This window comes from Paracoccus hibiscisoli (assembly GCF_005048265.1).
In the GTDB taxonomy this organism is placed as follows: domain Bacteria; phylum Pseudomonadota; class Alphaproteobacteria; order Rhodobacterales; family Rhodobacteraceae; genus Paracoccus; species Paracoccus hibiscisoli.
Genome location: NZ_SUNH01000008.1, coordinates 157,190 through 173,873 on the forward strand (window position 1 = coordinate 157,190; position 16,684 = coordinate 173,873).

Annotated in this window: 19 protein-coding genes and 1 pseudogene; 5 read left to right on the plus strand and 15 right to left on the minus strand. The window is 62.8% G+C overall.

All coding sequences use genetic code 11. The annotated features are described in order from the left end of the window. Window positions 1-21: 21 nt before the first annotated feature. The 3 genes from FA740_RS06835 to FA740_RS06845 all read right to left on the minus strand — a co-directional run bounded on the left by FA740_RS06835 (window position 22) and on the right by FA740_RS06845 (window position 3,673). Window positions 22-927: a MarR family transcriptional regulator gene (locus FA740_RS06835; RefSeq protein WP_169306240.1), complete on the minus strand. Its 906-nt coding sequence runs from the start codon at window positions 925-927 to the stop codon at window positions 22-24. Between the two features lie 347 nt (window positions 928-1,274). Continuing rightward, window positions 1,275-2,372, minus strand: a complete 1,098-nt coding sequence (locus tag FA740_RS06840; protein ID WP_136856032.1) for a ParB/RepB/Spo0J family partition protein — start codon at window positions 2,370-2,372, stop codon at window positions 1,275-1,277. Then, window positions 2,369-3,673 (minus strand): AAA family ATPase, encoded by a 1,305-nt coding sequence (locus FA740_RS06845; RefSeq protein WP_136856033.1) that lies wholly within the window; start codon window positions 3,671-3,673, stop codon window positions 2,369-2,371. The genes FA740_RS06840 and FA740_RS06845 overlap by 4 nt, the downstream gene beginning before the upstream one ends. A gap of 439 nt (window positions 3,674-4,112) precedes the next feature. Between FA740_RS06845 and FA740_RS06850 the strand changes: the two genes are divergently transcribed. The 3 genes from FA740_RS06850 to FA740_RS06860 all read left to right on the plus strand — a co-directional run bounded on the left by FA740_RS06850 (window position 4,113) and on the right by FA740_RS06860 (window position 5,478). Continuing rightward, window positions 4,113-4,793, plus strand: coding sequence for a DnaA N-terminal domain-containing protein (locus FA740_RS06850; RefSeq protein WP_136856034.1), 681 nt, complete (start codon window positions 4,113-4,115; stop codon window positions 4,791-4,793). Between the two features lie 65 nt (window positions 4,794-4,858). Further along, a complete protein-coding gene (locus tag FA740_RS06855) occupies window positions 4,859-5,095 on the plus strand; it encodes a type II toxin-antitoxin system Phd/YefM family antitoxin (RefSeq protein ID WP_136856035.1) in 237 nt (78 codons plus the stop codon). Further along, window positions 5,092-5,478 (plus strand): type II toxin-antitoxin system VapC family toxin, encoded by a 387-nt coding sequence (locus FA740_RS06860; protein WP_136856036.1) that lies wholly within the window; start codon window positions 5,092-5,094, stop codon window positions 5,476-5,478. The genes FA740_RS06855 and FA740_RS06860 overlap by 4 nt, the downstream gene beginning before the upstream one ends. 4 nt (window positions 5,479-5,482) lie before the next feature. Here the strand turns inward: FA740_RS06860 and FA740_RS06865 are convergent. Next, window positions 5,483-6,365 (minus strand): annotated as a pseudogene (locus FA740_RS06865) (recombinase family protein). Between the two features lie 1,241 nt (window positions 6,366-7,606). Here FA740_RS06865 and FA740_RS20020 point away from each other — a divergent pair. Beyond that, the gene (locus tag FA740_RS20020) at window positions 7,607-8,566 is read left to right on the plus strand and encodes an SOS response-associated peptidase family protein (protein ID WP_246053499.1); all 960 of its coding nucleotides are present in this window, start codon (window positions 7,607-7,609) and stop codon (window positions 8,564-8,566) included. A 35-nt stretch (window positions 8,567-8,601) separates the two neighbouring features. Here FA740_RS20020 and FA740_RS06875 read toward each other — a convergent pair whose 3' ends face one another. Continuing rightward, window positions 8,602-9,303, minus strand: coding sequence for a thermonuclease family protein (locus tag FA740_RS06875; protein ID WP_136856038.1), 702 nt, complete (start codon window positions 9,301-9,303; stop codon window positions 8,602-8,604). A gap of 138 nt (window positions 9,304-9,441) precedes the next feature. Next, on the minus strand, window positions 9,442-10,005 hold the full coding sequence (locus FA740_RS06880) for an MOSC domain-containing protein (protein WP_246053500.1): 564 nt from the start codon (window positions 10,003-10,005) through the stop codon (window positions 9,442-9,444). 28 nt (window positions 10,006-10,033) lie between these two features. On the opposite strand from FA740_RS06880, the gene FA740_RS06885 reads away from it, so the two are divergent. Continuing rightward, window positions 10,034-11,259 (plus strand): IS3 family transposase gene (locus FA740_RS06885; RefSeq protein ID WP_136856039.1). Its coding sequence is split into 2 segments (ribosomal slippage): window positions 10,034-10,376 and window positions 10,376-11,259, totalling 1,227 coding nucleotides; the frame shifts between segments, so codons are not numbered across the junction. Window positions 11,260-11,849: 590 nt separating this feature from the next. Here the strand turns inward: FA740_RS06885 and FA740_RS06890 are convergent. The 9 genes from FA740_RS06890 to FA740_RS06930 form a co-directional block, all read right to left on the minus strand. After that, a complete protein-coding gene (locus tag FA740_RS06890) occupies window positions 11,850-12,065 on the minus strand; it encodes a hypothetical protein (protein ID WP_136856040.1) in 216 nt (71 codons plus the stop codon). A 41-nt stretch (window positions 12,066-12,106) separates the two neighbouring features. After that, window positions 12,107-12,646 (minus strand): L,D-transpeptidase family protein, encoded by a 540-nt coding sequence (locus tag FA740_RS06895; RefSeq protein ID WP_136856041.1) that lies wholly within the window; start codon window positions 12,644-12,646, stop codon window positions 12,107-12,109. A gap of 31 nt (window positions 12,647-12,677) precedes the next feature. After that, window positions 12,678-13,145: a DUF411 domain-containing protein gene (locus FA740_RS06900; protein WP_136856042.1), complete on the minus strand. Its 468-nt coding sequence runs from the start codon at window positions 13,143-13,145 to the stop codon at window positions 12,678-12,680. A gap of 3 nt (window positions 13,146-13,148) precedes the next feature. Continuing rightward, the gene (locus FA740_RS06905) at window positions 13,149-13,775 is read right to left on the minus strand and encodes an SCO family protein (protein WP_136856043.1); all 627 of its coding nucleotides are present in this window, start codon (window positions 13,773-13,775) and stop codon (window positions 13,149-13,151) included. Continuing rightward, window positions 13,757-14,206 carry a copper chaperone PCu(A)C gene (locus FA740_RS06910; protein ID WP_246053501.1) on the minus strand — a complete coding sequence of 150 codons (450 nt, stop codon included), beginning with the start codon at window positions 14,204-14,206 and terminating at the stop codon, window positions 13,757-13,759. The genes FA740_RS06905 and FA740_RS06910 overlap by 19 nt, the downstream gene beginning before the upstream one ends. Before the next feature lie 31 nt (window positions 14,207-14,237). Further along, on the minus strand, window positions 14,238-14,819 hold the full coding sequence (locus FA740_RS06915) for an SCO family protein (protein ID WP_136856045.1): 582 nt from the start codon (window positions 14,817-14,819) through the stop codon (window positions 14,238-14,240). An 86-nt stretch (window positions 14,820-14,905) separates the two neighbouring features. After that, the gene (locus tag FA740_RS06920) at window positions 14,906-15,568 is read right to left on the minus strand and encodes a DsbA family protein (protein ID WP_136856046.1); all 663 of its coding nucleotides are present in this window, start codon (window positions 15,566-15,568) and stop codon (window positions 14,906-14,908) included. Beyond that, window positions 15,565-15,960 carry a disulfide bond formation protein B gene (locus FA740_RS06925; protein WP_420873134.1) on the minus strand — a complete coding sequence of 132 codons (396 nt, stop codon included), beginning with the start codon at window positions 15,958-15,960 and terminating at the stop codon, window positions 15,565-15,567. The genes FA740_RS06920 and FA740_RS06925 overlap by 4 nt, the downstream gene beginning before the upstream one ends. Before the next feature lie 108 nt (window positions 15,961-16,068). After that, on the minus strand, window positions 16,069-16,683 hold the full coding sequence (locus FA740_RS06930) for a methyltransferase family protein (RefSeq protein ID WP_136856048.1): 615 nt from the start codon (window positions 16,681-16,683) through the stop codon (window positions 16,069-16,071). Between the last annotated feature and the right edge of the window lies 1 nt (window position 16,684).

Sequence of the window (16,684 nt, forward strand, 5' to 3'; positions counted from 1 at the left end):
CCGCGGCGTGGTGCTGGTCCATCATACCGCCACCGTCCACAATCTGAACCGGCGATGACCGGTGACCTCGCGGATCAGACCCAGATCGGTCAGGCGCTTCAGCATGCGCTCTGCCGTCGGCCTGCTGACCCCGGCCCGCGCCTCCACCTCCATGGCCGAGACCAGCGGCCGCGCCGCCAGCACCGCGATGACCCGCGCGGCGTTGTCGCCCTTGATCGGGGCGGTGGCGCTGCGCGCCCGCGCGGACCAGTCGCGGATACGCTGGATCAGCGCGCGCCCCTCCTGCGCGCCGGCGCTCAGCGCCGCCAGATGCGCGGCCAACCGGTCCGCAGGCGGGCCATAGCCCGTCCAGACCCGCCGCCCGTGCCGTCCCATGGGCACAAAGCGCACCCCCTCGGCCCCGATGGCCATGTGCCGGGCGGACCAGATCGCAGGCTCGACCACATGCCCCGGGGACGACAACCCGGCCATGCGCCACAGCGCCAGGATCGCAGGCCCGCGCGCCAGGGGATGCAGCGCCGCGAACCCGTCCGCCGTGTGAAGGAACTCGGCCGCAGCGGCGTCGAAATCGTCCCCCCGGGGCCGCAGATCCAGGCCGGGCACTGGCGCGTCATCGGCACTTGCGCGACGGTGCAGCCCCAGAAAGGCAGGAAGATCGGCCAGCGCCCCCTGCCCGTTCAGCCGTCGGATCGCCCATCGCGCCAGGCGCACCGCCTCCGGGTCTGCGCGCGTGACCGCCTCCATCACCTCGCGGCCGATCTCGCCCTGCGCCAGCATCAGGCCCTGCGCGCGCAACATCGCCTCGACCTCGATCAGCGCCAGGCGTTCGCGCGCGCCGGCAGCCTCGTCGGGCGACAAGGCGGCAATCGTCGCCTCCAGCCGCCCAAGATCACGGGCAGCCTCGGCAAGGCCGCGCCCTTGCTCCACCTGTGCCGCAAGCCACGGGGTGGGATCGGACAGAGACTGCGTGTGATCGATCGACCTACCCTCCTGCGAACCCATTTTCTTCTGATGTGGTCCCTTGATTATCGTCACAATACCTCAATTTTGACGATCACAGAAGCCTTTCGAAGATGATCTTGAACCTGATCGATGGCGGCACAGCATTTCGCATCTGGCCCAACACGCAGCCTGCCGCTAAGAAGAATGGCCAGATATTAATCAAACTATTGCTTTTAAACGTTTTATTATCTCGCCCTAGCGACAACGCCAGCCCATAAGGCGACCGCCCTGCCCGCGGACGGTCGCCGTTACCCCCTTCCCCGCGGGGAAGATCACTCGATCTGGTCCAACATCGCCGCGACGGCGGCCTCCAGCTTGCGGCGATCAACGGAGGAAAAATCGCGTGGCAGCCGGATCTCCAGGCGCCCGTTCGCCGCCGTGCATTTGGCGTTGCCCTGAGGCCTGCGCAGCTGGAATGTCGTCTTGGCCCTGGCAGTCGATGGTGTCGGCGCAGCCGGTGTCGAGGGCTTGCCCGCCGGCGTGACCTCGCCCTCCCCGGCATAGCGCCGCAGAACCCCCAGCTCATCCACGATCGACCGTGTGTCCCAACCCTTCAGCTCAGTCTTGATGGCCGCGGCCAGTCCCGGAACCTCGGTCAGACGCTGCGCCAAAGCCAGCCCCAGGGCGCGCGGAATCTCTTGCGGATAAAGCAGCGTCTCGCCCAAGCGTTCGACCAGCGGAATGAAGTTCCGGATATAGCTCCGCTTCTGATAGCCCGCGGACTTGAACAACAGCGCCACCGCCTTGTCGGCATCCGTCTCGGCCGTCAGCGGGTCCATCGCGTAATGCACCGCCAGCTGCGCCATCTCGGCGAACGAGATGTCCTTGCGCACCAGATTCTCGTCGACCATGCGCCGATACAGATTATCCAGCGCATCGCCCCGCGCGGCGATGCCCGCCGGAATCCGGCCCCATGCCTCGGTGTCGCCCGTCTCCTCCAGCAGCTGTCGATAGGCGGACAGACGGCGATACCCCTGGATCAGCTCATAGCGCCCATCGGCGCCGGGCTCGACCCGGATCGGGTTCGACAGGCCGACCTCGCGGATCGACGACACCAGCTCGGCCAGTTCGAAATCCGCGACCGGGCGGCGGTCGCGGATCAGCTTTTGCGTGTCGATCAGGTCCAGGGCGATCAGGTCGGTGATCAGCCCTGCCCGCTTCAGCCGGACATGCTCCTGCGCCAGGGCGTCGTTCTCCTGCCGGATCTGCGCCTCGATCTGCGCACGGTCGCGTGACGAGGCGACGGTCTCGTTGATGGCGGCGGCCATGGGACCGCGGCGCTGGTCGACCTTCCCCGCGGGGAAGTCGGCCCCTTCGGCGGCATCCTCGGCCGGGATATCGATGTCGAACATGCGGCGCTTGCGGCTCATGCGGCGTCCTCCAGCTGGGTCCAGGCCGTCAGCACATGACCGCGAAATTCCTCATAGGCCTGATCAAAGGTCGCCCTGGCCCGCCGCCAGGTGCCGCGGGTCATCTCACGATAGTCGATCTCATAGATCGAGCTGAGGAACCGACCCGACTGCTCGACCGCGCGCGTCAGCTCGATCGGGTGCTGGGCAAGGCGGTCGCCAAAGACCTGGCGGAAGGCGCCGAACATCGCCTGATGCAGCTCGTTCGATGGCTCGAACCGGGTCATCAGGAATCGGACATCGGCAAAGGTCTTGGGCAGGGCGATCTTCCCCGTGGGGAAGTTTTCAAAGCCGTGCGACAGATCCTCCAGCGCCTCGGCCAGCTGGCCGATGAAGCTGGTGGTCGAATCGTATTCCCAGTAGCCGGGCCCCGAGGGGATATAGAGCATGTCTGCGGCAAAGACCGCGTTCATCGACTGATAGCCGATCGCAGGCGGGCAATCGAACAGGATCAGGTCGTAGGCATCGTCAGCCAGACTGTCCAGGAACCGAGACACGGCCCCGAAGAAGGTCCATTCCGGGTTGAGGTGGCGATACTGGGCGCTGGCGAACTCCACGAAGGCCGCGTTGGCGCAGCTGGGCACGATGTCGATGGTCGACCAGGCCGTGGGCTTGATGAAGTCGGCAGCCCGCAGAGAGCCCAGGCCCATGTCGCGGATCGTGGCGGGCAGCTTGCGGTGGGGCAGGGTGGTTCCCGACTCGGCGCCCGCCGATGCCGCGTTCATGCGGTCGGTCTCGCGCTCAAGGTCGCGGGCCATGATCCCCCAGACCGTGTGATCCTCGCCGACATCCGACAGACCCATGGAGTGGGACAGAGTCGCCTGCGGGTCGAAATCCACAACCAGAACACGATAGCCGTCCAGCGCCGCCGCCTGCGCAAAGTGTAGCGCCACCGTCGACTTGCCTGCGCCACCCTTGAAGTTAGCAATGGCCGCCCGAAACGCGCGCTTGCCCTCGGGGCGCGGCGGCATGAGCGATTTCTTGTTGATACGGATGCGGCGGCGCAGCTCGTTGACCTCGTCCAGGCTGAACCAGCGCTGACGCCCATCCTCCTCGACTTCCCCGAGGGGAAGGTTCGGATCGGCCGCCAGCTTACCCCGAAAGGTCGACTGATTGATGCGGAAGATCAGCTCGGACACCTCCCAGGAGGAGAAGCGGCGGAGCGTCTTCTCATTGGCCGGGCTAAAGGTCTGGCGGCGGATCCAGCCCTGCATCTTCAGGGACTGACTTTGCAGCCGCGCGAGGTCCTGATGGGTGTACATAGTATGCCTGTTCTCCGGAACGCTAATCATCGTCAGTTTCCCGTTTACGCCGGATTTGCGTCTTTGGCAAAACAGTTGTTCACTCAAGGACGCAAATTGGACGCAGAATACCCGATCTGCGAATCGCCCGCGCCACCAGGCGGCACCGCCTGACCAATGACCGCGCCCGATTGCGAATAAATCAGGGACGCCCGCAGCCCCTCCGCCCTAAAATAGGGGACATTCGTGGAGAACAGAGGGACATCCTAGACGTCCCCGTATACCAATGATACCTGATTTCAAACATGCAAGACAAAGACGATGCCCGTGGCAACCGGTTCTGTCTTGACAGGATCGCCCATCAGGACGCTAATGGAACAAAGATGGCCAAAGGCGTTGGGCGAATCGCAAAACCCGACGCTGCAGCGGAGACAACCGCGCCGCCAATGCAGGAGCAGAGATGCGTGTGATTAAACCGGTGGGCCGAGATGCGGCCGTCAGAAAATACGACATTCTGTCGGCGTTGACCGCGCACGCCCTGGCCTCTGATGCCCAGAGCCAGCGGCTGGTCCTGCGACTGACCGTCCTGATCACCGCCCGCTACAACTGGCAGAGAGACGAGTTGATCACCGGCCAGAAAGAAATCGCCCGGATGTGGTGCGTGGACGAACGAACCGTCAAGCGCGACATGGCGCGTCTGCGTGCCATGGGCTGGGTCATCGTCAAGCGACAGGGCGCAAGGGGCCGCGTGTCGGTTCTGGGTCTCGACCTGGATCGGATCATGATCGATACGCGGCCGTCCTGGACCAATATCGGCGAGGATTTCGTTCAGCGCATGACCGGGCCGGAGATTCCCTCGGCCGCGGATAATGTCGTGCCGTTTCGTCGTCTGGACATGCCCAATCAAGGCGACGGCCTTTGGCGGCGGGTGTGCGAGCAGCTGCAGACGGAGGATGCCGCCATTTTCGACGCCTGGTTCCGCCCGATGATCGAGACGGGGCAGGCCGAGGGGGTGCTATCCCTGACCGCACCCTCACGGTTCCACGCCACCTATCTGCGCACGCATCTGCTGAGCCGGTTGCAATCGGCGCTTCGTCGCGCCGAACCGGGCATGGTGGCGGTCCGCATTGAAGCGCCGTGACCCGCATGGTTGAAGATGCGTCCCAGATGGGCTAAGTTGAGTGAACTAAGCTTATGGGGGCGGCAATGAAGACGGTCAACATCCACGAGGCCAAGACGAACCTGTCGAAACTGGTCGACGCCGCGGTCCAGGGCGAGCCTTTTGTCATCGCCAAGGCCGGGCGTCCCCTGGTCAAGGTCACGCTGCTGGAAAGCAGGATGCCCACGCGGATCGGATTTCTGGACGGCGCCTATGCTATCCCCGAGGATTTCGACCGGATGGACGGGGCAGAGATCCAGTCCCTGTTCGAGGGCGATGCGTGAACTATCTGATCGACACGCATGTGCTGCTCTGGGCGGCGTTCCAGTCGTCGCGTATGCCCGCCGCCGCGCATCGGTTGATGTCGGACCCGCGGCATGCGCTGTGGTTCTCGGCCGCGTCCATCTGGGAGGTGTCGATCAAGCGGGCGCTGAACCGGCCCGATTTCACCGTCGATCCCGGCGTGCTGCGGGCAGGGCTGCTGTCCAACGGCTATGATGAATTGGCCATCGAAAGCCGGCATTGCCTGGCGCTGTCGGCCCTGCCTCCGCTGCATTCGGACCCGTTCGACCGGCTGCTGTTGGCGCAGGCGATCACCGAGGGGATGGTGCTGCTGACGGCGGACAGCGCCATCGCGGGCTATGGCGGACCCGTCGAAAAGGTCTGAAGCCTCAGAGCAGGCCCAACCGGGTGGCGCGCTGCAGCAGCATCCTGACCGATGACGGCTGCCATTTCGTGCGGCCGCGCGGGGTGCGTTCGCGCATTGCCTCCAGCCTGTCGCACAGACCCTGAAGCGTGATGTTCGGGTCCGCCCCCCGGGATCGCCGCCACGATGGCGGGCAGGCGGTCATCGACCGGCCGCCGCGGCGCGCGCGCCAACACTTCCGGCGGCAGGAACCCGTCCCGGACATAGGCCCGCACCGCCCTGAGCAGGCGGGCCTGGCTCCAGCGGGCGCGGTCGGGCAGGGGGGCGTTGATGATGCGCAGGACGTCCTCCCACGCCATATCCGGGCGCAACCGGCGCACATGGGGCACCCATTCCGGCGCGGTGCGGCCGATCCTGTCAAGATAGCCCTCGCTCCGTGCTAGCCTGAGCTTTCGCACAGCCACGGGGTCTTAGGCACGCAAGCCGGGATTGCCGCCTATCCGTCCCGCCAGACGCGCGCTGGCCAGACCGGCCCTGGTCCGTTCGCGGATCAGGGCGCGTTCGAATTCGGCAGCCGCCCCCAGGACCTGCAGGGTGAACTTGCCCTGCGGGCTGGCCGTGTCGATCGGGTCCTCAATCGAGCGGAAAAACGCGCCCTTGGCCTCCAGTTGCTCGATGACCTCGAGAAGATGCGAGAGCGAGCGTGCGAGGCGGTCGATGCGGACAACCACCAATGTGTCACCCCGGCGAATTCCGTCCAGTAGCATGGCCAGCACAGGCCGTGCCCGATCCCCGCCGGAGGCCTGCTCCCTGTGGATTACGGGGTAACCGGCTGCCGTCAGGGCCTGAACCTGGGGCAGGAGGGTCTGATCATCCGTCGAGACACGGGCATAGCCGACAAGAGGCATTGTGGACCGAACTGCAATATTATGAGCTGTCACTAAACGACCGTTTGTAAATGGGTGCAAGGGTGCTGGTATTGTCTGAAATTTGGTTTTCTCATCATAGCCAAGGTCCATCGCGCGGTTTGGCGAGCCCGAAGCAAGGGAGTCTAGGCTCTTATGAGGCAGTCGGAGGAAGACAGCGGAGTACTCATCAAAACTGTTAATTAGTGATGATAAAATAATTAAATTGTTGATATGTATTCTTAATAAATAGGTACTGTGGCGCCTGCGATGTCCTCAGACAAACGCCTTGGCTTGGAGATGCAACCGGTGCTGGCTGGTTTGGAGGTTGATGCTAGTTGAAAGTAATCGCCTGGAGATACCTTTCCTGATGTTGCCCGCGGCGGGGGAACTGCGGTCGTGATCGCGTAGTCCATACAGACCTTGAAGCCTGCTCACCGGCGAACTGTCTATCGCGGCATGCGCGCCGCATCGTCAGCCGCAGGCACATCAGGAGGGTTCGTGTCCGACCAGATTGGCACTCTTTTCATCGGCTGGTCCATATAGGGTTCGCCTGGTTTTCCCGCAGCCCTGCGGTCCGCAATCCGGATTTTCAGGATTGTTTTCTTGGTACCCATGAACGGGTCCTCCGATAATTCGTCCGGTGAAACCCGTCCGACCCTGATCATATGGGTGTCCACCGCTTTAATGCACCGGCCCAAGAAGGGGAAAAAGCTATAGCCGTTCGATTGTGAAAGCCTCGCACGACGGCCACGAAGAAACGTCCTCGATCCTGCATTTATTCATGGCAAAGCTGCTCTGGATCAGTCCAGGCCGCAACGAAACCTGACAGCGTTCGCAGGAGACGTCAGCCCGGCCCGGCCATCCTGATCTGGGGGACCAAAGCCCCCGGGGTCGGCATCGCGTACCGAGGGCGGGTGTCGGGCAGGCGATGCGGGGCAGTAGTTGATAGGGCGCCACGGTCGCGACCTGTGCACGAGATGGCGCTCCACCCCCGCTAGAGACCTAGCCGAAACCACAGACATAAGAGCGCACAGATGGTCGATCAGAGACGCCCCCCGGTCCAACACACCGGGACAAAGCCTTTTACACGGCTTCTGCCCGGCTCCTTTCGGCGTGGATCGCAACAGCCATGGTGCGACAGCGCTCCGGTCCGGTCCGAGCTGTTCAGCATCGAGCGACTGGAGGGCCACGCTCTGACGCTGGCGGCGGATCAGGACGTAACCGACCGGCCTCCCCGGGTCATGGCCCTGCATGCGCGGCTGGACGACAATGCCCACGTGCTGCGCGCGACCGGTCGGGACCAGGCCCGCGACGTCGCAGCTGGTAGGTCGATGGTGCCCGCCGCAGACTGGCTGCTGGACAATTTCCATTTGGTTGAGGCGCAGATCCGCGAAATTCGGGTCGATTTACCCGCTGGCTATTACCGCCTTTTGCCCAAGCTAGCCTCGGGGCCGTTTGCGGGCTACCCGCGCGTCTTCGGTCTCGCTTGGGCTTTTGTTGCCCACACTGACAGCCATTTCGACGCGCAGGCCCTGCGGCGGTTCCTGGCCTCCTATCAGACAGTGCAGCCGCTGACGATCGGAGAGTTGTGGGCAGTCTCAATCACCCTCCGCATTGTGCTGATCGAGAACTTGCGGAGGCTGGCCGATCAGATGACCGCAGGCCGGGCCGAGCGCCGCGATGCGGACCAGCTGGCGCCGATCATTCGCAACGGCGACGACGGGCCGGAGCTGGTCAAGGCGCGATGGGGCATGCCCTCGCCACCGTCGGTCCTGAAGACCGCGCGCGATCCCGGTGTCACCAATGTGCGCAACCTCGGCTCGCCGCATTGGCGGCGCTGGCTGGGGCAGGGGCACCGCTGCCTGGTGCCGGTCACCAGCTTCTCGGAGCCGCGCGGCAAGGGGCAGGGGGTGCAGTGGTTCGCACCGACTGACACGGACGCGACGATGTTCTTCGCCGGGATCGAGACCCGCGGCTGGACCTCGCTCCGCAAGGTGAAGGATGGCGAGACGACCGATGATCTCTACGCTTTCCTGACTTGTCCGCCGAACGCCGAGGTCGCGCTGATCCATCCCAAGGCGATGCCCGTGATCCTGACCTGCCCGGAGGAGTGGGAGGCCTGGCTTGGCGGGATCAGCGCCGAGGAGTTGCAGCGACCGCTGCCGGATGGCGCGCTGAGACTGGTCGACGAGGCGATCTGAGCAGCACGGATGGCGGGGCGGAGACCGTGGATGCTCTAGCCCCGTGGCGCCCGCCACCCGGCCGTCCGCGCCTCCTCCTCGCTGCAGAACCAGCGCTCTCCCTTGGCTTCGCTGATCCGGGTCGCGGCATAGCTGCGGCTGTCGGGCAGGTGATAGATGCGATCACCCGATTGCGAGATATTGCCTTTGATCCGGCATTCAGGCGCGTCTGAAGTATCTGCCCGCCTGATGGCTCGATACTCCCACGCGGGCTGATTGACTCCGGACCAGATCCCGAACCCCTGCTGCCGGGCCACGGTTTCCACGGGTGCGTAGGTGTCGGAATAGCGGAGATACGCCCATGCAAGGCCTTCCGCCACCATGGCCTCAGCAAGGTCGACCCCCGCCGCCTCACAGCGAGCAACGCTTCGGTCATAGCGGTCGCGATCCAGCTCCCGGCAGGTTACCATGGTGTCGGCAATCATCTGTGCGAGGCGATCGGTAGCGGTTTCCCCGCAGCGCCAGATCGCTCCTTCGGCATTTTGGCAGGTTTGATCATGCTCGGGAGCGTCAATGCCGTGGAGACGAATGACGACACCCTGAAGGCGCAGGCCGTCGGCATCGACGACCTCAGCAGCTCCCGCTTGGAGGGGGCTGGGAAGATCAGCGGCTTGGCCGGGCGGCGCATGACCCAAGATGAGGGCGGCGACAGAGAGGCTGAGCGTTACGAAGGAGCGTGTGAGACGGATATAGGGCATACCCGAATTTATAGGGCAGCGACTCGGCCCGGTGTTGGGCCATCTCAGTCAAATGCTCGCTATAGGGGGGCACTGCCAAGGCGCCTATGATCGCGGGGTCGCTTTCCCATACCGGGCTGCTGCTCATCGGATGGCCTCTTAGATTGGCTTCAGCGATTTGTGCGGTAGGGGCGGATCAACAATTTCGATCAGATCCCCCTTTCTGACAACACCGCCTGTCTTGACCACGGCCATGATGCCGGACTTTCTTACGAGGCGCCCATCTGCGCTCTTATAGAGCACCGCGCCAAGAAGACCCTTCTGGAACTTTTCGATTTGCACGCACGGATTGCGCAAGCCCGTCACCATCAGTTCCACTTCGAAACCAATGCGCAGAACAGTGTCTTCCGCCAAGGCCAGCAGATCAACTTCAGCAGTCGTGATGTTCTCCCCCAGATCGGTCGGGTGGACCTCAAAACCTTTGCCTGCCAGCTCCTGAAAGAGTTCCGAGGAGATCAAGTGGACCTGGCGCAGGTTGGGTTGCGTCGGATCGGCGGCCACCCGAGAGCGATGCCTTACTGTGGACCCATAATGCGCGTCACCCGCGACACCGAGCCCTTCCACAACTAAAATTTCAAGCGCCGGGTCTTTTGAGAAGCGATGACCCTTGGCTTTTGCCACTGCAACCACGGTGCTGAACTGGCCCCCGTTTCGACCGGACACTTGGGCATAACCATGGAGGCTTAGGCATATGCCTAAGCACGTGCTTATGTCTGATATAGAAATCATCACCGATGGCGGCCGTCGGCGCCGCTGGAGTGCGGCCGAGAAGCTGCGGATCGTTGAGGAGACGCTGGACGACCGGGCCAGCATCTCGGTGGTCGCCCGCCGCAATGGCGTCGCGCCGAACCTGCTGTATCGTTGGCGCCGGCTCATGCTCGAAGGGGGGAGTGTCGCCGTGGCCGAGAACGATGACGTCACCAGCAACAAGGTTGTCCGCCAGATGGAGGACCGCATCCGGGAACTCGAACGCCAGCTCGGGCGCAAGACGTTGGAGGCCGAGATCCTGCGCGAGGCTCTAGACAAGTCACGCTCAAAAAAACTGACCTTGCTCGCGCGGTCGCCGTTGAAGGACGATTTCCGATGAAGGCCGTGGCAGAAACCCTGGGCGTGGCCCGGTCCAACCTGATCGACCGGCTGCACGGTAGGACAAAGCCGCGTCGGTGCTATCACAAAGCGCAAGACGCGGCGGTGGTGCCAAGGATCACCGCGCTGGTGACGGCGCGGCCGACCTATGGCTACCGGCGGATCACGGCGATCCTGAACCGCCAGCTGCGCTCGGAAGGTCTGGCGCAGGTCAATCACAAGCGGGTTTATCGGATCATGAAGGCCCATAGCCTGCTGCTCGCCCGGAAATACACGGAGCGGCCCGAGCATGTCCACGACGGGAAAGTCATCGTCCTGCGCTCGAATCTGCGCTGGTGCAGCGACGGGTTCGAGTTCACCTGCTGGAACGGGGACATCGTCCGCGGCGCCTTCATCATCGACGCCCATGACCGCGAAATCATCGCCTGGCGCGCGGTGGTCAATGCCGGGATCAGCGGGTCCGACATCCGTGACATCATGCTCGAAGCCGTAGAGCGCCGCTTTGGCACCTACCGCGCACCTTCGGTCATCGAAATGCTGACGGATAACGGCTCGCCCTACATCGCGAAGGACACGCAGATCTTTGCCCGCCAGTTGGGCCTGAAGCCCTGCTTCACGCCGGTCCAGAGCCCGCAGAGCAACGGCATCTCGGAGGCTTTCGTGAAGACCCTGAAGCGCGACTACGTCCAGGTGACGCCGCTGCCGGACGCCCAGACAGTTCTCAGATTGATCGGAGGCTGGATCGAGGACTACAACGACAACCACCCGCACTCAGGGCTGAAAATGCGCTCGCCCCGCGAGTTCATCGCAGCTCAAACCGCAACCGCCTGAGTGTCCAGTGAAACGGGGGCAAGACCAGGTGCCTACCATAGACGCCTCACTTCCGTAATACCTGAGACGGGATTAGGCCGTACCAGGAAGAGCGGTCAAGCAGGGTTGATGCACGAATTCAGCCAACAGCCAGACCTCCAGCGGCTGCGACGCGGCGAGAGACAATGGCAACGGCAGGACCCAAGGGCCAGAAAGTCTGTTACACAGCCAACGCCGATGTGTTCTTCAGCGCCGCGTGGAGGGCGGACTTGCTAACCCTGGGCGATATCAGCGACCCCGACCATCTTGACACGCTCAGGCGCCCATTCCGTCTAAGTAGGAGGGATGTTCACACCCAAGACGTGTATCAAAAGCCGTGCCGTTTTGAGACATGTCGCAAAAGTGCGTTCTACGACGGCTTATGCAGCACGCTGGACGATGTTGCACCAACGATCGTTTTTGAACACGTTGATAAAGGGGCAGGGGAGGCGGGCATTCGTTGATCCGCGTTGCAGCTTTGGACTTCTGCATGTCACTGCGTTTGCCTGCCTAGGAAAGCAGTATGACCTTTTGGTCCGACAAAAGGTCAAAATGACGTTTTTTCTTGACACTCACGGGCTGCCATCGGGATCGGTGATTTCGGTTACCGCGATCACCACACCTCTTTGGAAAGCAGCCCAACGGCCGAAAGCCAGCATCGACGCGAAGAGCCCACAGCCGACGGTCGCCATAGCTGCAGCGAATGCAGTGGCAGCAAGAGGATTTGTTGAAAAGCTTCCGGTCAAGAAACCAGCTTTACCGTCGCGCATTTTCCCAAAAGCCGCCATTCGAACTTCCCATGGCAGCCCTATGAGGCAGATGGCCGCGTTCAGCCGTAGATCATCACCGGCGTGCCGAGCTGCAGCATCGCATAGACATCCTCTATTTCCTGGTCTGTCATAGCGATGCAGCCGGCAGTCCAGTCCCGGTTCTTTGGTGCAAGGACACGACCCTCGGGACCGCGACCGTGAAACATGATGTCGCCGCCGGCATTAAGGCCGAATTGCGCCGCATAGGCTTTGTCACGCTCGTTCGGGTATGAGATGCCCACGGACAGATGATACCGGCTACGGGGGTTGAAACGGTCTACGAAATACTGCCCCTCGGGCGTCTTTCCGTCCCCCTCGAACTGCTTGTGGCCGACCGGCTGATTGCCGAGCCCGAAATCATAGGATTTGAGGACCGTCTGACCGCTCAGCAGATGCATCCTGCGCTGTCCCTTCTGAACCACCACCTGAGTCACTGGAGGGCCGGAGTAGCGCTTGAACTGAGGGATATCGGCTGTCCGGGTGCCCGATTTGGGACCCCCGCAAGCGGCAAGAGCCGCGATCAGTCCCAATGCGGCGTGGCGGCGGTTCAGGATGGTCATTTGGGCGAGCTTTCAAAGCGTGTTGGCAAAATCAGGCTGCAGGATAGCGCGTGAAGACCTCGGCATTGCCATCCTTCCGGATCAACAGAACATCATAGGCCTCGCGTTTGCTTTCAGGTCCCATCCCGGGGCTGCCATACGGCATTCCGGGGACAGCAAGCCCCCTTGCGTCAGGGCGCTCGGCGAGCAGCTTGCGGATGTCGGCGGCTGGCACATGCCCTTCCAGGAAATAGCCATCGATCAGGCCGGTATGGCAGGACGAGACCTCGACAGGAACGCCAAGATCCAGCTTGTGCTGCATGAGCAGCACGCCGAAACGCTCTTCGTGGGTCACCTCGAAGCCGTTGTCCTGCAGGTAGCGGGTCCACTGCTTGCAGCACTCGCATCCGGTGCCTTCGACCACATGGATCAGGTCTGTGCTCCTTGCGACAGCGAGCCGTGGCAACGCGCCTGCTACGGCAGCAGCGCATATCAAGGCGCGTCGGGTCATGGATGTCATACTCTATCCCTCGTCGTTCAGCGCCTGCCGGATTTTCGGCACGGCGAATTGCGGGTCTTCATGGAGGTCGATGATGCTCGACAGGCGCCCGTCCGTGCCAAACACGAAGACGCCGGCTGTATGGTCCACCGTATAGTCGCCATCATCGCGCGGAACGCGGCGGTAGGTCACATCGAACGCCTGCGCGGCATGGGCAACCTCATCCGGCGTGCCGGTCAAGCCGGTGATGCGCGGATCGAAATTCGCCAGATAGTCGGCCAGCACTGCAGGGCTGTCGCGTTCGGGATCGACCGAGAACAGATGAACGGCAAGCCGGTCGGCATCGGGGCCAAGATCCTCCAGCCAGTCGCTGATGTTCAGGAGCGTCATCGGGCAGACGTCGGGGCACCAGGTGAAGCCGAAAAAGACGAGGCTCGGTGTGCCAATCCAGTCCTGGGGACGGACGGTTTCGCCTTCATGGCTGGTGAGTTGCCATGACATCGCGCCGAGATCGGCAGCGCGTATGCCGGATATAGCCGCCTGTTCTTGCTGCCACGGCAGATCACCGCTTCGCCATGCCCCGACGCCGAGCATCGTGCCCAGGACGAGTATCAGTCCGCCGCCTCCAAGGATCAGGGCGCGGGGGCGCATGGGGCTTCCCGTTCGCGGATGGAGACCACGTCGGTATCGATCGTGAGGGTACCGGCATTCTGAAACTGAAGGGTCATGGGAAAGCTCTCTCCTTCCGTCAGCGCCTCGTTCAGGTCCATCAGCATGCCGTGATAGCTGCCCGGTGCCAGGCTGACGGTTTCCCCTGCGGCGATGGAAATCTGATCTGCGTGCGGCATGCTGGCCACCCCGTCCGACAGCACGGTCTCATGCAGCATGGGCATGCCCGCCACGGGCGTCTCGATCCCGATCAGGCGGTCCTCGGTGCTGCCGTTGTTCTGAATGGTGACATAGAAGACCGCAGGACGCGCAGTGCCGATGGTGGCACGGGACCAGGCGGCGCTGATGGAGAGGTCGCCCTGAGAAACCTCGGCGCATTCAGCATGTGCCATGGCCGGCAGGACGGCCGCCATTCCCAGGGTCGCGGCAATCAGTTTCAACATGTTACAGGCGTTCTTTCAGATCGGCGGTGATGTCGTCGGCAGGTGTTCCATAGGTATATTGGCGCAGCCAGTCACCGCGGGGCCCGAGCAAAAACAGGCTGGAGCTGTGCGACATGGTGTAGCCCCCCGGCTGCGAGGCGTCGTTTTCCTGATCGTAGAAGACCTTGAAGCTTTCGACCGCCGCCTGTGTGGCTGCCTCGTCGCCGGCGAGTCCAAGGATGCTAGGATGAAACGCGGCCAGGTATTCGCTCAGACCGCTTTCGCGGTCACGGACCGGATCGACAGAAATGAACAGCGGCTGCACCTCATCCGCATCCGGGCCTAGATCCTCCATGACCTGAGCGACCTCCGACATGGTGGTTGGGCAGATATCCGGGCAATTGGTGAAGCCGAAGAACACCAGAAGATGCTTGCCCTCGAACTCCCCGGCCGTCCGGATCGCCCCGCTATCATCCGGCAGGCTGAACGCTGGCTGAAACGCGGCAACCTGCTCATGCTGGTCGGCCCGCCACAGCATCACGCTGCTACCGATGAGGGCTACCGGCACAGTCATCCAAAGGGCAACTCTGATCGTCTTCAGCATCTACACGTTCCATCATTTGGGCTGCCCTAGCACCTCTAGCCACATGAGGTTCAAGCACCTTCCGCATGTCTCACGGTTTTGTCAGTTCAGCTAATCCCAGCCACCGCGCTGCTGACAGCATCCCTCAAGGCTTCCGCGCTGAGATTGGTCAGTGGTTTGCCATCCAGGAAGAAGGTCGGTGTGGCCCGCACGCCCATCGTCTGCATATCCGCCATATCCTGATTCAGGATGGCCGTCGTATCGGGGTGAAGCCGGTCCGATTGTGCCTTTTCCAGATCCAGACCTACGGCACCGGCGATACGCCACGCACGGTCGAGATCGGGCGCTCCATGGATTGCCCATTCCGGTTGCTTTTCGAACAGCGCATCCAGCACCGGCTCGAACTTTTCCTGTCGGCGCGCTGCTTCGAGAATGCGCACCGCCTCGTCCGAGCCTTCGTGGAAGGGGGTATAGCGCAGCACGACCCGCAACTGCGTGGGGTATTGCTGGAGCAGATCCTCGATCACCGGGTGAAAAGCTCGGCAGGCCTCACAAGAGGGATCGAAAAACTCGACCAATGTGACCGGTGCTTGCGCTGGCCCAAGAATGGGTGAGTAAGGCCGGATCAAGGCTTCGGGGTTCTGGGTCATTGCAGCGGCTGCGGCTGCCTGAGCCTCGGCCTCTTGCTGCTGGCGCAGATACCAGGCGCCACCGCCAAATACGGCAAGGGCGGCAGCAGAGGTTCCAAGCAGGACGGCACGACGATTCATGAGCGAGATCCTTTCAAGTTCAGAAGGCAAAGGCCGATGGCGAAAAAGGCCGCAGCCGAGAGGTAGGGGATAGGCAGGCCCATGATCGACATCTGCGCCTTGTCGGAGCAGGACGGCCCGGTTTCAGTGCAGGGGGTGATGGCCTCCGGGATCAGCCCCAGATAGAGGCCGGAATGCCAGATCGCGATGACAAGCCCGATGATGACAAGCGGCATGGCATAAGCACGGCCCCGATCATCGCCCCGCCATAGGGCGACGCCCAGGATGACCGTCAGGGGGAACATGGCGATGCGCTGATACCAGCACAGGGTGCAAGGCATCTGACCCATGACTTCGCCGATGAACAGGGCACCAAGGGTCGCCGTCAGGGCCAGCAGGAATGCCAGCATCATGGCAGCCTCAGCGCGGGAAGATATATCACGCATGTTTCGTCTCGTTCTCGCAGATCAAAGAAAAATGCCGGCAAACTCGGTGGAGGGAGAAGGCAGGTCGTGAGGTGCTCATGGACGGCCCAGCCTGATCCAGCGAGGAACCTCGGCGCTCCATCTGCGGTACTCTGCGCCATGAGCAGACAGGAGAATGCGTTCCTCTGTCCGAACCTGCACGCTGGCTGAGGTGATGAAGAGAAAAAACGCCACGAGCGTCGGCACTGAAGGAATTGCGAACACCATGCCGGCCAGCAGTAGTCCCTGGCCCATGAATGTGGGGTTGCGGCTGAGGCGGAAGAGGCCATGCCTGATCAGGGCGCTGCTATCGCCCTGAGTGACACCAACCCGCCACGATGCCCCCATGGACATCTGCGCGGCGAAAGCCAGCATCGCACCTGCTGCCACAAGAATTGCCCCCACAGATCCTACTACATGATACCGGCCTTCCGACCAAAACGGGTCGAGCTGGTGCAACGGTGAGAATACCAACCACAATAGCGGTCCGAGAAGCGCCAAGGCGAAGGCCAGGCGAAACCCGAAGGCAGCAAGGCGCCCGGCACCGCGAGCCTTCCCGAACAGCCAGACCGACCGCCCGGCAGCGCGGGCGGCTTCTGTGGTGCCCCAGGCAAAGAAGACCAGGTAAGTCACTGTGATGCCGAGGCTGATCCAGCCTGCCTGTCCAAGCATG

Bases quoted from the DNA above. Each gene is read 5' to 3' on its own strand.
- FA740_RS06905 (WP_136856043.1), bottom strand. From the start codon at position 13,775: ATGCGCCCCCGCGCCCTGATCCTTGGAGGCGGCGGACTGATACTCGTC.
- FA740_RS06895 (WP_136856041.1), bottom strand. From the start codon at position 12,646: ATGACCATCCTGAACCGCCGCCACGCCGCATTGGGACTGATCGCGGCT.
- FA740_RS06915 (WP_136856045.1), bottom strand. From the start codon at position 14,819: ATGCTGAAGACGATCAGAGTTGCCCTTTGGATGACTGTGCCGGTAGCC.
- FA740_RS20020 (WP_246053499.1), top strand. From the start codon at position 7,607: ATGGCCCTGCATGCGCGGCTGGACGACAATGCCCACGTGCTGCGCGCG.
- FA740_RS06900 (WP_136856042.1), bottom strand. From the start codon at position 13,145: ATGACATCCATGACCCGACGCGCCTTGATATGCGCTGCTGCCGTAGCA.
- FA740_RS06890 (WP_136856040.1), bottom strand. From the start codon at position 12,065: ATGGCGGCTTTTGGGAAAATGCGCGACGGTAAAGCTGGTTTCTTGACC.
- FA740_RS06845 (WP_136856033.1), bottom strand. From the start codon at position 3,673: ATGTACACCCATCAGGACCTCGCGCGGCTGCAAAGTCAGTCCCTGAAG.
- FA740_RS06920 (WP_136856046.1), bottom strand. From the start codon at position 15,568: ATGAATCGTCGTGCCGTCCTGCTTGGAACCTCTGCTGCCGCCCTTGCC.
- FA740_RS06855 (WP_136856035.1), top strand. From the start codon at position 4,859: ATGAAGACGGTCAACATCCACGAGGCCAAGACGAACCTGTCGAAACTG.
- FA740_RS06840 (WP_136856032.1), bottom strand. From the start codon at position 2,372: ATGAGCCGCAAGCGCCGCATGTTCGACATCGATATCCCGGCCGAGGAT.
- FA740_RS06850 (WP_136856034.1), top strand. From the start codon at position 4,113: ATGCGTGTGATTAAACCGGTGGGCCGAGATGCGGCCGTCAGAAAATAC.
- FA740_RS06930 (WP_136856048.1), bottom strand. From the start codon at position 16,683: ATGCTTGGACAGGCAGGCTGGATCAGCCTCGGCATCACAGTGACTTAC.
- FA740_RS06875 (WP_136856038.1), bottom strand. From the start codon at position 9,303: ATGCCCTATATCCGTCTCACACGCTCCTTCGTAACGCTCAGCCTCTCT.
- FA740_RS06925 (WP_420873134.1), bottom strand. From the start codon at position 15,960: ATGATGCTGGCATTCCTGCTGGCCCTGACGGCGACCCTTGGTGCCCTG.
- FA740_RS06910 (WP_246053501.1), bottom strand. From the start codon at position 14,206: ATGGCGGCCGTCCTGCCGGCCATGGCACATGCTGAATGCGCCGAGGTT.